This window comes from Microbulbifer halophilus, assembly GCF_026183675.1.
In the GTDB taxonomy this organism is placed as follows: Bacteria; Pseudomonadota; Gammaproteobacteria; order Pseudomonadales; family Cellvibrionaceae; genus Microbulbifer; species Microbulbifer halophilus.
The window spans coordinates 19,797-34,908 of sequence record NZ_JAPIVK010000039.1; the positions used below are offsets into that span (position 1 = coordinate 19,797).

The window sequence follows — 15,112 nt, forward strand, 5'->3', positions numbered from 1 at the left end:
GCACCGCCCCTCTCCCGATGGGAGAGAATGCATCAGCGCCTGGTAGCGTCGTAGGCCAGGTCGGCCTGTCCGGCAAGTTGCTGCTGCCGCTCCTGCTCCTTTTTGCACTCGTCGTCATCGCCACCGCAGACCTCGCAGCCCTCTTTCATGCCGATACTGTTGAGGCCGCCACAGGATCCCTGGAGGGGCTTGTTCTGCAGTATCGCGCCCACTGCCATGCCGGCAATGATCATCGCCATGGCGATAAAGGCAAAAATGAAAATGGTCATAACCAGTACCTCTGTCCCGGGGAATCTTACTGCCCGGATTTGCCCAGATAGGGTTCAAAAGCGCTACTGTAACGCTCCTCAAAGCCCGTGTCGGTTTTCACCAACATGAACACGGCGAGGTTTTCCTCCTCCGCCAATTTTAACCCGGCTTCGGCACCCAGCACATTCAGCGCCGTGGCCAGGCCGTCCGCTTCGGCGCAGTTGTCGGCGATCACGGTCACTGAGGCGAGGCGGTGTCGCAGCGGGCGGCCGGTACGCGGATCGATACTGTGCGAGTAGCGCACGCCATCGCGCTCGTAGTAGTTGCGGTAATCGCCACTGGTCGCCACCGATTTACCGCTGATCTCGATCGGTTTCTGCACCGCGCGACCAGTGGGGTCCGGACTCTCGACACCGATCCGCCAGGGGTTACCTCTTGGATTCTTCCCCCGGGTGCGCAGTTCCCCGCCTACCTCGACCAGGTAGTGGCGAATACCCTGCGCCTCCAGCAGCTCCGCCACCCGGTCGACCCCGTGCCCCTTGGCAATGGCCGACAGGTCAATCTCCACTGGGCGGCTGCGGGTGATGCGATCCGGACTGCGTTCTACTACCAGGGCATCGGAGCCGATCTGCTCCAGCAGCCTGTCGATGTCGGCATCGTCCGGTATCGTCTCCGGTTCCGGCTGCGGACCGAAGCCCCAGAGGTTGACCAGCGGACCGACGGTAACATCGAAGGCGCCGTCACTGCGACGATAGAGTTCCAGGGAACGCGCCACCACACCGGCCAGGTGGCCGCTGACCGGCACCGCCTCGCCCACCGGGCCGCGGTTGAAGCGCATCAGTTCCGAGTCGTCGATATAGGTCGACATTTCCCGGTTGACCTGCTCCAGCTCGGCGTCCACCCGTTTCTGCAGTTCGGGCTTTTGCACCGCCGCCGGCACGTCCGCCACGGTGATATGGTAGCGGGTGCCCATGGTGGGGCCGCTCAACTGCCAGTCCCGCTTGTCGGCAGAACAGGCGGACAGGCCGACCACCAGCCATAAAAGCAAAAACAGGGCCCGGAAAGCGGGCCCTGTTCTTGTTGTTATCGGCACTTTGTTAACAGTGGACAATATCGCTACTCCGATCAGCCGCCGAAGTCGTCGAGCATGATGTTCTCATCCTCTACGCCCAGGTCCTTGAGCATGTTGATCACAGAGGCATTCATCATGGGCGGTCCGCACATATAGTACTCACAGTCTTCCGGCGCCGGGTGGTCCTTGAGGTAGTTCTCGTAGACCACGGTGTGGATGAAACCGGTATCGCCAGTCCAGTTGTCTTCCGGCTGTGGGTCGGAAAGCGCTACATGCCATTCGAAATTGTCGAACTCTTCCTGCAGGCCATTGTAGTCGTCCTCGTAGAACATCTCCCGCAGTGAGCGGGCGCCGTACCAGAAGCTGATCTTGCGCTTGCTATTGAGCCGCTTGAGCTGGTCGAAAATGTGCGAGCGCATCGGTGCCATACCGGCGCCGCCGCCGATGAATACCATCTCGTTGTCGGTGTCCTTGGCGAAAAACTCGCCGAAGGGCCCGAACACCTTGATGGTGTCGCCCGGCTTCAGGTTGAAGGCATAGGAAGACATCTGGCCCGGCGGCACACCCTCGGTGCGCGGCGGCGGGGTGGCAATGCGGATATTGAATTTCACAACACCCTTTTCTTCCGGGTAGTTGGCCATGGAGTAGGCGCGCTGGATCGGCTCGTCCACCTTGGATTCCAGGTCGAAGAAACCGAAACGCTCCCAGTCCCCGCGGTACTCTTCCTCGATATCGAAATCGGAGAATTTCACATGGTGGGCCGGCGCTTCCAGCTGCACGTAGCCGCCAGCGCGGAAGTCGACGTTCTCGCCCTCCGGTAGCTTCAGGGTCAACTCTTTAATAAAGGTGGCCACATTGGGGTTGGCTTCCACAGTGCATTCCCACTGCTTCACACCGAACACCTCTTCCGGCACTTCGATCTCCATATCCTGCTTCACCGCCACCTGGCAGGAGAGGCGCTTGCCCTCTTTCGCATCCCGCGGGGTGAAATGCGTGGCCTCGGTGGGCAGCATGTCGCCGCCGCCGGACTTGACCACGCAGGTGCACTGGGCACAGCTGCCACCGCCGCCACAGGCGGAGGCCAGGAACAGGTCGTTGGCCGCCAGGGTCTGCAGCAGCTTGCCGCCGGCGGGTACGGTCAGGGTTTTCTCGCCGTTGACCAGGATATTGACGTCGCCGGTGTTTACCAGGCGCGAGCGGGCGGCGAGGATCACCGCCACCAGTGCCAGCACGATGACGGTAAACATGGCTACGCCGAGGATAATTTCCAAATTCATAAGATCTTACTCCCCCGCTTAGATATCGATGCCGCCGAAGGACATGAAGCCCAGGGACATCAGACCGACGGTAATGAAGGTGATACCCAGGCCTTTCAGGCCGTTCGGGACGTCGCTGTACTTCAGCCTTTCGCGAATGCCCGCCAGTGCGGTAATCGCCAGTGCCCAGCCGAGGCCGGCACCGAAACCGTAGGCGACACTTTCACCGAAGTTGTATTCGCGCTCCACCATGAACAGCGACGCACCCAGAATGGCGCAGTTCACGGTGATCAGCGGCAGGAACACACCCAGCGCGTTGTAGAGCGCCGGCACATACTTGTCCAGGAACATCTCCAGGATCTGTACCAGCGCGGCAATCACGCCGATATAGGACAGCAGGCCCAGGAAGCTCAGGTCCACATCCGGGTAGCCCGCCCAGGCCAGCGCGCCGTCTTTCAGCAGGTAGGCGTAGATCAGGTTGTTGACCGGTACCGTCAGGGTCAGCACCACGATCACCGCCACACCCAGGCCCAGGGCCGCTTCCACCTTCTTGGACACCGCCAGGAAGGTGCACATGCCGAGGAAGAAGGCCAGCGCCATGTTCTCCACGAACACGGCACGGATAATCAACGAAATAAAGTGTTCCACGATCAGGCCTCCTGCGGTTGGGTATTGGGCGCAATCTTGAACTCATCCTCTTCCACCTGGGCCGGTTTCCAGGTGCGGATGGCCCAGATGAACAGGCCGATCAGGAAGAAGGCCGAGGGCGGCAACAGCAACAGGCCGTTGGGTACATACCAGCCGCCGTTGTTGACGCTCTGCAGGAGTTCGACACCGAACAGCTTGCCGGAACCGAACAGCTCGCGGATGAACGCCAGGCCGAGCAGGATCACGCTATAACCCAGGCCGTTGCCGACACCGTCGAGGAAACTCGGCAGCGGCGGGTTCTTCATGGCGAAAGCTTCCGCGCGGCCCATCACGATACAGTTGGTGATGATCAGCCCCACGAACACCGACAGCTGCTTGGAGGTTTCGTAGGCCACCGCCTTCAGCACCTGGTCCACCAGGATCACCAGCGAGGCGATCACCGTCATCTGCACGATGATGCGGATACTGTTGGGGATCCGGGTGCGAATCAGCGATACCAGCACGTTGGAACAGGCCACAACGGCGGTCAGTGCGATACACATGACCACAGTCACCTGCAGTGAGCTGGTTACCGCCAGCGCGGAGCAGATACCGAGAATCTGCAGCGCAATGGGATTGTTGGTAAAAATCGGTTCGAGCAGAGTATCTTTGATCTTCATGCTTACGCCTCCCCTGCTTGCAGGTTTTTCAGGAAGGGACCGTAGCCCTGGCCACCCAACCAGAAGTTGATCAGGTTGTCGACGCCGTTACTGGTGAGGGTGGCACCGGAGAGGCCGTCCACCTTGTGTTCGGCGTCCGGGGTTCCGGCGCCCACACTGCCCTTGATCACGTCGATGGCTACATCGCCCTGATCGTCGAACACCTCTTTGCCAACCCACAGGGCTTTCCAGTTGGGGTTGTCCACTTCACCGCCCAGCCCGGGGGTTTCCTTGTGCTCGTAGAAGCCCAGGCCGGCGACCGTTTTCAGGTCGCTCTGCAGGGCGAGGAAGCCGTACAGCTGACCCCAGAGGCCGTAACCGCGAACCGGCAGAATGATCTTCTGCAGCTCGCCGTTTTTCTCCACCAGATACACCTCCTTGGTGTTCTCGCGGCGAATGATCTTGGCCCTGTCCTGCTCCGGTGGCAGCTTTTCGCTGGCATCGGCGATCTTGGCGGCGGCGCGACCGCTGCCACCGGCAGGCGCCTCGTCGGTAAACTTGCCGGTGCGCAGGTCGACATACTTGATGGTGACGTTGCCGAAGGCCTCTTCAATCACCTGGGCGTTGCGCTGCTCGGCATCGATCAGGCCGCCGGCCAACAGTACGTTGCGCTTCATGTCTAGCGCGGCATTCGCCTCCTGCTGCGGCTTCAGCATTACCGCTGCGGTGGAGACCACCACGGAACAGACGATACAGAGGACCAGGGCGACCAGCAGCGTGCCCTTTACAGAATCTTTATTAGCCACGTGCCAACCTCCGTTTGATATGGGACTGCACCACAAAGTGGTCAAACAGCGGTGCGAACAGGTTGGCGAACAGAATCGCCAGCATCATGCCTTCCGGGAAGGCCGGGTTCACCACGCGAATCAGTACGCACATTACGCCAATCAGGATGCCGTACCACCAGCGACCGGCGTCGGTCATGGCGGCGGATACCGGATCGGTGGTCATGAAGATCAGGCCGAAGGCGAAGCCGCCCACTACCAGGTGCCAGTACCAGGGCACATTGAACATCGCATTGGTGTCGGAGCCGATCATGTTGAACATGAAGGCGGTGGCCATCATGCCCAGCAGGGTGCCGGCGACGATGCGCCAGCTGGCGATCTTCATGAACAGCAGGATGGCGCCGGCGATCAGGATCGCCAGGGTGGAGGTCTCGCCGATGGAACCGTGCATATTGCCGAGGAAGGCGTCGAACCAGCTCAGCTGGCCGCCGGCCACGCCCAGGGCACCGTTCTGCAGACCTTCACTGGCCATGGCGGACAGTGCGGTGGCGCCGGTGTAGCCGTCCACGGCGGTCCAGACGGCATCGCCGGACATGCTCGCCGGGTAGGCAAAGAACAGGAAGGCGCGACCGGTCAGGGCCGGGTTGAGGAAGTTCTTGCCGGTACCGCCGAAGACTTCCTTGCCGATCACCACACCGAAGCTGATACCCATGGCCACCATCCACAGCGGCAGGTCCGGCGGACAGGCCAGTGCGAACAGGATGGAAGTGACGAAGAAGCCTTCGTTCACCTCGTGGCCGCGCACGGCCGCGAACAGTACTTCCCAGATACCGCCGACAATGAAGGTCACGGCGTAGATGGGCAGGAAGTACATGGCGCCGTACACCAGGTTGTCCCACAGGCTGGCGGGATCGTGCCCCGCCAGCGCGCCGATGATCGCCTGGCGCCAGCCTTCCAGCTGCGGATCGGCCATGCCGGCGATGATGGTGTTGGCCTGGAAACCGAGGTTCCACATACCGTAGAACATCGGGATCATGGCACAGGCCCAGACGGTGATCATGATGCGCTTCAGGTCGATGCCGTCGCGCACATGGGCTGTGGTCTTGGTGGTATCCGCCGGCTGGAAGAAGCCCGTGTCGATGGCTTCGTACAGCGCGTAGAACTTCTCGTATTTACCGCCCTTGTGAAAATGCGGCTCGATGGAATCGAGGAATTTGCGCAACATCCTTAACCCTCCTTCTCAATACGGGTCAGGTTGTCCCGCAAAATGGGGCCGTATTCATACTTGCCCGGGCACACGAAGGTACACAGGGCCAGGTCTTCTTCGTCCAGCTCCAGCACACCCAGTTGCTGGGCGGTCTGGGTGTCGCCGACGATCAGTGCGCGCAGCAGCTGGGTCGGCAGCACATCCAGCGGCATCACGCGCTCGTAGGTGCCGATCGGCATCAGCGCGCGCTCGGAGCCGTTGGTACTGGTGGTGAAGTCGAACAGCCGGTTCTTGAACAGGCGGGACAGGTAAATCGGAAAAGAGGAAAAACGCTTGTTGCCCGCGCGCAGGTAGTGCAGGAACGGGCGCTCGCGCCCCTCTTCCAGCACGCTCACCTGATTGTGATAGCGGCCCAGGTAGGCCAGCGGGCCGGCGGCAGTACTGCCGCCGAACACGGAACCGGAGATCACGCGGTTCTCAGCGTCTTCCAGTTCACCGGCAGTCAGCTCGTCCAGATTGGCACCCAGGCGGGTGCGCAGCAGGCGCGGCTTCTCTACCTGCGGGCCGCCCAGGGCGACGACGCGATCGGTAAACAGCCTGCCGGTGGCAAACAGCTTGCCGACGGCGATCACATCCTGGTAGCCGATGGTGAAGACACTGCGCCCTGGCTTGACCGGGCTCAGGTAGTGGATATGGGTACCGGACAGGCCCGCCGGGTGCGGGCCGGCAAAGGCCTCGCGGCGGATGTTGTCCGCCTCGGGCACCGGGATATCGGCATCCGGCGCGGTGCAGACATAGGTGGTGTCCGCCAGGCGGGACAGGATCTGCACACCCTGGGAGAAGGCCTCGCGCTGCTCGGCAATGATGATTGCCGGGTCCGCGGCGAGCGGGTTGGTGTCCATCGCGTTGATGAAGACGGCCGCAGGTTCGGCGTCCAGCGCGGGCACCTTGCTGAACGGGCGCGTGCGCAGCGCGGTCCAGAGCCCCGACTCGACCAGGTTCTGGCGAACCTGCTCCGCGGTGAGACCGCCGAGCTGGTCGGCACTGTAACTGGCAAACTGCTCGGCCTCATCGCCATCGATCTCGATGACCACGGACTGCAGCGCGCGGCGGGCACCGCGGTTGACCGCCGCAACACGGCCGGCGGCCGGTGCGGTGTAACGCACGCCTTCGGTTTTCTTGTCAGTAAACAACAGCTGCCCGAGTTTGACGCTATCCCCCTCGGCCACCTCCATGGTCGGCTTCATCCCGTGGTATTCGGGGCCGAGCACGGCGACGGTCTTGAGTGCAGGGCCATCGTGGATGACCTGCTCGGGCGCGCCGGATATGGGTAAATCCAATCCCCGACGGATCTTTCTCATACGCCTATGCCTAAGTTTCTAGTTTAAAAAGTATGCAAAACTGGGAATTTGTGCGCTGTGGGGGCTTATGCCGCTGTACCCGGAGGAACGGGTCGGGGAGAGAACTTCTCGGCGCACGGCAGCCCCACTAAAATCGCGCGCATTATATAGAGGGGGATGGGGCTTTACCAGAGCGGGGATGATCCGATGGGCCCGTACGTAGGAAAATTTTGCTGAGAAAACAGCAGGTTGAGTGACAGATGTGCGATGAGAGGCTCGTCATACCGGCGCGGGCCGGTATCCAGTTCGGGGCGGCCGGATTCCGGCTTTCGCCGGAATGACGACAGCGGCTGCCGGGGCGAACCCTGTGTCCGCCCCGGGACCCGGGCGGTTTAATCCCGCTTCGGGAACAGCTCGTACCTGACTCCGGCCATATCCTCGATACAGCGCACCACCTGGCAGCTGTAGCCGAACTCATTGTCGTACCAGCAGTACAGCACCGCGTTCTCGCCGTCGACGATGGTGGCGTTGGAGTCGAATACGCAGGCGCGGCGGGAGCCGACGAAATCGCTGGAGACCACTTCCGGGGAATTGGTGTAGTCGATCTGCTGGCGCAGCGGCGAGTGCAGCGCCACTTCGCGCATATACTCGTTCACCTCCTCCTTGCTGGTCTCCCGGCCCAGGTTCAGGTTGAGAATCGCCATGGACACATTCGGGGTGGGCACGCGGATGGCGTTGCCGGTCAGTTTGCCCTTCAACTCCGGCAGCGCCTTGGCCACCGCCTTCGCGGCGCCGGTCTCGGTCAGCACCATATTCAGTGCGGCGGCGCGGCCGCGGCGCTCGCCCTTGTGGTAGTTGTCGATCAGGTTCTGGTCGTTGGTGTAGGCGTGCACCGTTTCCACGTGGCCGTGCTTCACGTCGAAACCGTCCATCATCGTCTTCAGCACCGGCACGATGGCATTGGTGGTGCAGGACGCGGCAGACAGGATCCTGTCGTCCCCGTCGATATCGCCGTTGTTGATGCCGTAGACGATATTCTTGATGTCGCCCTTGCCCGGCGCGGTCAGGATCACCTTGGAGGCACCCTTGCTCTCCAGGTGCTTGCCCAGGCCCGCCTCGTCGCGCCATACGCCGGTACTGTCGACGACGATGGCATCGTGGATACCGTGCTCGGTGTAATCCACCTCCTCGGGGGAGTTGGCGTAGATCACCTTGATCTCGTTGCCGTTGCAGATCAGGCTGCTGGTCTCCTCATCCACGCGGATGGTGCCCTTGAAGGCACCGTGTACCGAATCGCGGCGCAACAGCGAGGCGCGCTTGACCAGGTCGTTGGGGGCCTGCCCCTTGCGCAACACGATGGCGCGCAGGCGCAACACGTCGCCGCTGCCGGCCTTGTCGATCAGCAGGCGCGCCACCAGGCGGCCGATGCGGCCGAAACCGTAGATGACCACGTCGCGCGGCTCGGGCAGTGGCTTGCCGGCACCCTCGGCGTCGGCCAGCTCCAGCTTGACGAACTCGTCCACGGACAGGCCGCGACCGTCGCGCATGAACTTGTTGGTCAGGGTGCCCAGATCGATGTGCACCGGGCCCAGATCCAGTTTGCAGATGGCCTCCAGCACCGGGAAGGATTCGAATTCGGACAGCTCGTTCTCCTCCACCTGCCGCACAAAGCGGTGCGCCTTCATGATGCTGAGCACGGAGCGGTTAACCAGGTTCCGGCCGTACATATAGATACCGGCGTTGCGCTCGCGGTTGAGCTTGCCAATCATCGGGATCATGGCTTCGGCCAGGGCTTCGCGTTCCTTCCAGTCCTTGAAAAAATCGGCGGGCTTCGGTCGCTTCTGAGTCACTGTCAGACACCTCTGCAATGTGTTGAATAGGCGGGATTTCGGCGGCCCGGCGCCGGGGCCCCGGCCGCGTGGCTGCGGAATATAGGCACTGGATTCCGGGGCTGCAACCGGACAAAAAAACGGCAAAAATCTGTAGTAAAACTACCAGTTCACCGCCGGTAAAAACCGGCCGCCTACCCCGCTCCCAAACACCGCGCCGGGCACGAGCTTCCGCCCCGCCACTGCACCGACCGGAGTTCACCGTTACAATAGCGTCCCCCGAGCCCAGCTCCGACCAAAAGCGCGGATATATAAGGAAAGATGACCGAATTACACCCCCTGTCCCCTCCGGACTTCCGCAATTCCAGTGACCGGCAATTCTGGGGGCAGCTGCACGGCGCTGCCGCCTCTCTGGCAATCCTGAATGCGGCTCGCCGGACCCCGGCACCGACCCTGCTGGTCGCGCGCGACAGCCTGGAAGCGCAGCGATTGGAGCTGCAGCTGAAATTTTTTAACAAGCCGCGGCGAGATGGCGGCGGCGGCGAAGCGCTGGAAATCTTCCATTTCCCGGACTGGGAAATCCTGCCCTACGACACCTTCTCGCCACACCAGGACATCATCTCCGACCGCCTGGCGACCCTCTACCACCTGCCGCGGATGGGTGCCGGCATCGTCATAGTGCCGGTCAGCACCCTGATGCACCGGCTGCCGCCGCGGGACTATGTGGCCGGCAATGCACTGGTGCTGCGCGAGGGGGAACGGTTCGATATGGACACCCAGCGCCGACTGCTGGAACAGGCCGGCTACCATTGCGTGGACACCGTCTACGAGCACGGCGAATTCGCCGTGCGCGGCGCGCTGATGGACATCTTCCCGATGGGCAGCCGGCTGCCCTACCGCATCGACCTGTTCGACGATGAGATCGAATCCCTGCGCACCTTCGACCCGGAGACCCAGCGCACCGTCGATAAAGTGGAGAGCATCGACCTGCTGCCGGCGCGGGAATTCCCGCTGCACAAGGCGGCGCTGAACGAGTTCCTGGCCAACTGGCACGAGCAATTCGACTGCGACCCGAGCCGGGTCCCCATCTACCAGGACATCAGCGCGGGGATCGCGCCGGCCGGCATCGAGTACTACCTGCCGCTGTTTTTCGGCGGCCAGTGCGCGAGCCTGTTCGACTACCTGCCCGAGGGCAGCGTCGCCATGCTGCAGGGGGATATCCAGGAGCCGCTGGAGAACTTCTGGCGCGAGGCGGGCAACCGCTACGAGAGCCGCCGCGGCGACCTGACCCGTCCGATACTGCCACCGCGGCAGATACTGCTGGATATCGCCGAGTGCAATTCGGCCCTGAAGCAGATGCCGCGCGCCATTTTCTCCGAGGAGACGCTGCCGGAGGCCCAGGGCAATCACAACTTCGCCACCGAAGTGCCGCCCAGGCTGCCGGTGGACGGCAAATCCGAACAGCCGCTGGCGGCGCTGGAGAGCTACCTGATGGAGTACGCCGGGCGCGTGCTCTTCTGCGCGGAGAGCGGCGGCCGGCGCGAGGCGCTGCTGGAGCTACTGACCGGCATTCGCCTGCAGCCGCCCCATTTCGACAGCTGGGCCGACTTCCTGGCCAGCGACGAGCCCTTCGGCATCACCGTGTCGCCGCTGGACCAGGGCCTGAAGCTGGAGGACCCGGCCCTCAACCTGATCGCCGAGCCGCAACTGTTCGGCGAGCGCGTGCTGCAGCAGCGCCGGCGCAAGAAGGCCAGGGACGACGCCGACAACGCGGTCAGGAACCTGGCCGAGCTGCGCATCGGCACGCCGGTGGTCCATATCGATCACGGCGTCGGCCGCTACCGCGGCCTGCAGCACCTCGAGATCGACGGCCAGCCGGCGGAATTCCTGACGCTGGAATACGCCGACGAGGCCAAGCTGTACGTGCCGGTGGCCAGCCTGCACCTGATCAGCCGCTACTCCGGCGCCGACGAGGCGCTGGCACCGCAACACAAACTGGGCAGCGAGCAGTGGCAGAAGGCCAAGCGCAAAGCGGCGGAGAAGGTCCGCGACGCCGCCGCAGAGCTGCTGGATATCTACGCCCGCCGCGAGGCGCGGCGCGGACATGCCTTCGACGACCCCGGGCTCGCCTACCGCGAGTTCGCCGCCGGCTTCCCGTTCGAGGAGACACCGGACCAGCAGCAGACAATCGAGGCGGTGGTGGCCGATATGCTGTCGGAAAAACCGATGGATCGCCTGGTCTGCGGCGACGTGGGTTTCGGCAAGACCGAGGTCGCCATGCGCGCGGCCTTCGTCGCCGCCCACGCCGGCAGGCAGGTGGCGATGCTGGTGCCCACCACCCTGCTCGCCCAGCAGCACTTCCAGTCTTTCCGGGATCGCTTCGCCGACTGGCCGCTGAACGTGGAGGTGGTGTCGCGTTTCCGCTCCAGCAAGGAGATCGAGGGCGTCAAGGAGCGGGTCGCCAGCGGCCAGGTGGACATCCTGGTCGGCACCCACAAGCTGCTGCAGAGCGAGCTGGACTTCAAGAACCTGGGCCTGCTGATCATCGACGAGGAACACCGCTTCGGCGTGCGCCAGAAGGAGCGCCTCAAGAGCCTGCGCGCCGAGGTGGATATCCTCGCCCTGACCGCGACGCCGATTCCACGCACCCTGAATATGGCCATGGCCGGCATCCGCGACCTGTCCGTGATCGCCACCCCGCCGGCGCGGCGCCTGTCGGTGAAGACCTTCGTGCGCGAGCGCGACGACGCGTTGATAAAGGAGGCGGTAATGCGGGAAATACTCCGCGGCGGCCAGGTGTATTTCCTGCACAACGAGGTCAAGAGCATCGATCGCATCGCGCGCGAGCTGCAGGAACTGGTGCCCGAGGCCCGCATCGGTATCGGCCACGGCCAGATGCGCGAACGCGAGCTGGAACAGGTGATGAGCGACTTCTATCACAAGCGCTTCAACGTGCTGATCTGCACCACCATCATCGAGACGGGTATCGACGTGCCCAACGCCAACACCATCGTCATCGAACGCGCCGACAAATTCGGCCTGGCCCAGCTGCACCAGTTGCGCGGGCGCGTGGGCCGCTCCCACCACCAGGCCTACGCCTACCTGCTGACCCCCAACAAGCGCACCATGACCGGCGATGCAGTCAAGCGCCTGGAGGCCATCAGCGAGGCCCAGGACCTGGGGGCCGGCTTTACCCTGGCCACCCACGACCTGGAGATCCGCGGCGCCGGCGAACTGCTGGGGGAGGAACAGAGCGGCCAGATCCAGAGCGTCGGCTTCAGCCTCTATATGGAGATGCTCGACCGGGCGGTGAAGGCGATACGGGAAGGCAAGACGCCCAATATCGACCAACCGCTGGAATCCCCGGCGGTGGACGTGAACCTGCGGGTGCCTGCACTGATCCCCGAGGACTACCTGCCGGACGTGCACGGCCGCCTGATGATGTACAAACGCATCGCCAACGCCGCCAACCCACAGGAACTGAAGGAACTGCAGGTGGAAATGATCGACCGCTTCGGCCTGCTGCCGGATCCGGTAAAGCACCTGTTCCGCACCACCGAGATCAAACTCCGGGCCGAGGGCATGGGCATCCGCAAACTGGAAGCCTCCGCCGCGCGCGGACGTATCGAATTTTCCGACGATACCCAGGTGGATCCACTCACCCTGGTCAAGCTGGTGCAGACGGAACCCGGCCGCTACCAACTGGCCGGCGCCAACCAGCTCAGTTTCGCCCTCGACGAGGAGGGCCCGGAACAACGCCTGCAGCAGGTGTCGGGAGTGTTGGAGCGGCTGGCGCAGTGATACCATAGTCTCGGGACGCGGGAGAAAACTGTCGGAAACAGTTTCGGCCGCCGCAAGGCACCCGCGCGAGCCCGCCCTTGCGGGAGAGAGGTTCGGCAGAGGGCGCGGTACTCCCGAAAAAAACAGCATAACGATTACAGCGGTAACAGCATGACAAGAATTTCCCAGCTCTGCGCCATCCTGCTACTGGCCCTCGCCACCGCGGGGGCCCAGGCGGCCAACTACGCCGGCACCACTTTCGAGATCGAAATGATCGTTTTCAGCCACAGCGGGGGCATGGAACAATCCCGCGAAAGCTGGCCGGCCACACCCCGGCTGCAGTACCCGGAGAAGTGGGTCGACTTTGATTCCACGAAAGGGGACAGCCTCTTCCTGTCCCCGGTGGCCCCGCGGCTGAACAACAAAGTGGCCGCCCTCGACCGGAGCGGCAACTACCGGGTCCTTTTTCACAAAACCTGGCGACAGGTCCTGCAGCAGAAGCACAACTCGCCGGCCATTCTGATCAGCGGTGGCGATACTGTCGGCGACCACCACCGGCTCGAGGGCAGTGTCACCCTGAGTGTGTCCCGTTACCTGCACCTGAGCACCGACCTGTGGCTCAATGACTTCGGCAATGACACAACCCGAAACACCGTGAACGGCCCCGAAACCGGCGGTGTCATGCTGCCCCGCAGGCCCAGCGCGAAAGTCGCGGCCGCCGACGAACCCGCGGCCCCGGGGAGTGCCGACAGCGGCTTCCGCGCCTCCTCCCTCAATTCGGCCGCCGTTCCTGCGCCGGCCTACGCACAGCACGTTGCCCTGCTCCGCGAGGAGCGCCGCATGCGCAGCGGCGAACTGCACTATATCGACAACCCCGCCTTCGGTGTCCTGATCGAAGTGCGCACCGTCGAAAAGAGTGAAGAGTGATCAGTGGCGAGTGGTGAGCGACAGCGGATTGCGCGTCGCTAACCATCAACCACTCCCCGCCAAACACCATCCACCAACCATCGATTACTAAAACAATGATTAGCAACGACGCCATCATTCTCGGCATGCTCGCCGCCATCCTCGGTTTTGTCTTCTATACCGCGGGCAGTGAACATCGGTTCTGGAAACGTTTCTACCGCTTCGTGCCGGCCCTGCTGCTGTGCTACTTCCTCCCTTCCCTGCTGACCACTTTCAATATCATCGATGCCGAGAGTTCGCAGCTCTACTATGTGGCCTCGCGCTACCTGCTGCCGGCCAGCCTGGTACTGCTGACACTGAGCATCGACCTGAAAGGCATCATCAACCTGGGGCCCAAGGCACTGATCCTTTTCCTGACCGGTACTCTGGGTATCGTGATCGGCGGCCCCATCGCGCTGCTGATCATGTCCGCACTCAACCCGGACCTGTTGAATGTGACCGGCCCGGAAGCCGTCTGGCGCGGCATGACAACCGTGGCCGGCAGCTGGATCGGCGGCGGCGCCAACCAGGCGGCGATGAAAGAGATCTATGACGTAGGCGGCCAGGTGTTCTCCGCCATGGTGGCGGTGGACGTGATCATAGCCAATATCTGGATGGCAGTGCTGCTGGTCATGGCCGGCAACGCCAAGGAGCTGGACGCCCGCCGCGGAGCGGATTCCACAGCGATCACGGCTCTGCGGGAGAAAGTGGAGACGATGCAGAAGAAGCACGCCCGCATCCCCAGCCTGCCGGACCTGATGCTGATCGCCGCAGTGGGCTTCGGCATCACCGCCATCGCCCACGCTTGTGCCGGTCAGCTGGCGCCCTGGTTCCAGGCCAATGCGCCGCAACTGGCCCGCTTCAGCTTTACCAGCCAGTTTTTCTGGCTGATCGTGATTGCCACCGCCCTGGGGGTTATCGCGGCCTTCTCACCGGCAAAGAAACTGGAAGGTGCAGGGGCCTCCAGGGTGGGCTCGGTATTTATCTATTTCCTGGTGGCCACCATCGGCACCCATATGGATATCACCGCATTGAGAGACAGCCCGGAGTTCTTCCTCCTCGGCGCCATCTGGATGTCGATACACGCGGGGCTGATGCTCCTGGTCGCCAAGCTGATCAAGGCCCCCACTTTCTTCATGGCCGTGGGCAGCCAGGCCAATGTGGGCGGCGCGGCCTCCGCGCCGGTGGTGGCCGCGGCCTTCCACCCATCGCTGGCGCCGGTGGGTGTGCTGCTGGCGGTAATGGGCTACGCCCTCGGCACCTACGCCGCCTGGTTCTGCGGGCAGTTGCTGCGGGTTGTCGGTGGGGGGTAGGAGTTTCGGGACTCGGGACTCGGGACTCGGGACTCGGGACTCGGGACTCG

12 protein-coding genes are annotated in these 15,112 nt (G+C 63.1%); 3 read left to right on the forward strand and 9 right to left on the reverse strand.

What is annotated here, in order from left to right; genetic code table 11:
• Positions 1-32: 32 nt before the first annotated feature.
• The 9 genes from nqrM to OQE62_RS16685 form a co-directional block, all read right to left on the reverse strand.
• The gene (gene nqrM, locus OQE62_RS16645) at positions 33-269 is read right to left on the reverse strand and encodes a (Na+)-NQR maturation NqrM (RefSeq protein WP_265723174.1); all 237 of its coding nucleotides are present in this window, start codon (positions 267-269) and stop codon (positions 33-35) included.
• Positions 270-295: 26 nt separating this feature from the next.
• Entirely contained in the window at positions 296-1,297 is a 1,002-nt protein-coding gene (locus OQE62_RS16650; protein ID WP_265723175.1) for an FAD:protein FMN transferase, read from the reverse strand.
• Positions 1,298-1,374: 77 nt separating this feature from the next.
• Complete coding sequence (gene nqrF / locus OQE62_RS16655) at positions 1,375-2,598, reverse strand: NADH:ubiquinone reductase (Na(+)-transporting) subunit F (RefSeq protein WP_265723176.1); 1,224 nt, start codon at positions 2,596-2,598, stop codon at positions 1,375-1,377.
• Positions 2,599-2,616: 18 nt separating this feature from the next.
• On the reverse strand, positions 2,617-3,225 hold the full coding sequence (nqrE, locus tag OQE62_RS16660; RefSeq protein WP_265723177.1) for an NADH:ubiquinone reductase (Na(+)-transporting) subunit E: 609 nt from the start codon (positions 3,223-3,225) through the stop codon (positions 2,617-2,619).
• Positions 3,226-3,227: 2 nt separating this feature from the next.
• Positions 3,228-3,884 (reverse strand): NADH:ubiquinone reductase (Na(+)-transporting) subunit D, encoded by a 657-nt coding sequence (locus tag OQE62_RS16665; protein WP_265723178.1) that lies wholly within the window; start codon positions 3,882-3,884, stop codon positions 3,228-3,230.
• A gap of 2 nt (positions 3,885-3,886) precedes the next feature.
• Entirely contained in the window at positions 3,887-4,669 is a 783-nt protein-coding gene (locus OQE62_RS16670) for a Na(+)-translocating NADH-quinone reductase subunit C (protein WP_265723179.1), read from the reverse strand.
• Positions 4,662-5,873, reverse strand: a complete 1,212-nt coding sequence (locus OQE62_RS16675) for an NADH:ubiquinone reductase (Na(+)-transporting) subunit B (RefSeq protein ID WP_265723180.1) — start codon at positions 5,871-5,873, stop codon at positions 4,662-4,664. The genes OQE62_RS16670 and OQE62_RS16675 overlap by 8 nt, the downstream gene beginning before the upstream one ends.
• Positions 5,874-5,875: 2 nt before the next feature.
• Positions 5,876-7,216: a Na(+)-translocating NADH-quinone reductase subunit A gene (locus OQE62_RS16680; protein ID WP_265723181.1), complete on the reverse strand. Its 1,341-nt coding sequence runs from the start codon at positions 7,214-7,216 to the stop codon at positions 5,876-5,878.
• A gap of 371 nt (positions 7,217-7,587) precedes the next feature.
• Positions 7,588-9,051: a glyceraldehyde-3-phosphate dehydrogenase gene (locus OQE62_RS16685; protein ID WP_265723185.1), complete on the reverse strand. Its 1,464-nt coding sequence runs from the start codon at positions 9,049-9,051 to the stop codon at positions 7,588-7,590.
• Between the two features lie 294 nt (positions 9,052-9,345).
• Here OQE62_RS16685 and mfd point away from each other — a divergent pair, with 294 nt between their 5' ends.
• The 3 genes from mfd (at position 9,346) to OQE62_RS16700 (ending at position 15,062) form a co-directional block, all read left to right on the forward strand.
• Positions 9,346-12,825, forward strand: a complete 3,480-nt coding sequence (gene mfd / locus OQE62_RS16690) for a transcription-repair coupling factor (RefSeq protein WP_265723182.1) — start codon at positions 9,346-9,348, stop codon at positions 12,823-12,825.
• Between the two features lie 150 nt (positions 12,826-12,975).
• On the forward strand, positions 12,976-13,731 hold the full coding sequence (locus OQE62_RS16695) for a CsiV family protein (RefSeq protein WP_265723183.1): 756 nt from the start codon (positions 12,976-12,978) through the stop codon (positions 13,729-13,731).
• Between the two features lie 95 nt (positions 13,732-13,826).
• Positions 13,827-15,062 (forward strand): DUF819 family protein, encoded by a 1,236-nt coding sequence (locus OQE62_RS16700; RefSeq protein ID WP_265723184.1) that lies wholly within the window; start codon positions 13,827-13,829, stop codon positions 15,060-15,062.
• Positions 15,063-15,112 lie beyond the last annotated feature (50 nt).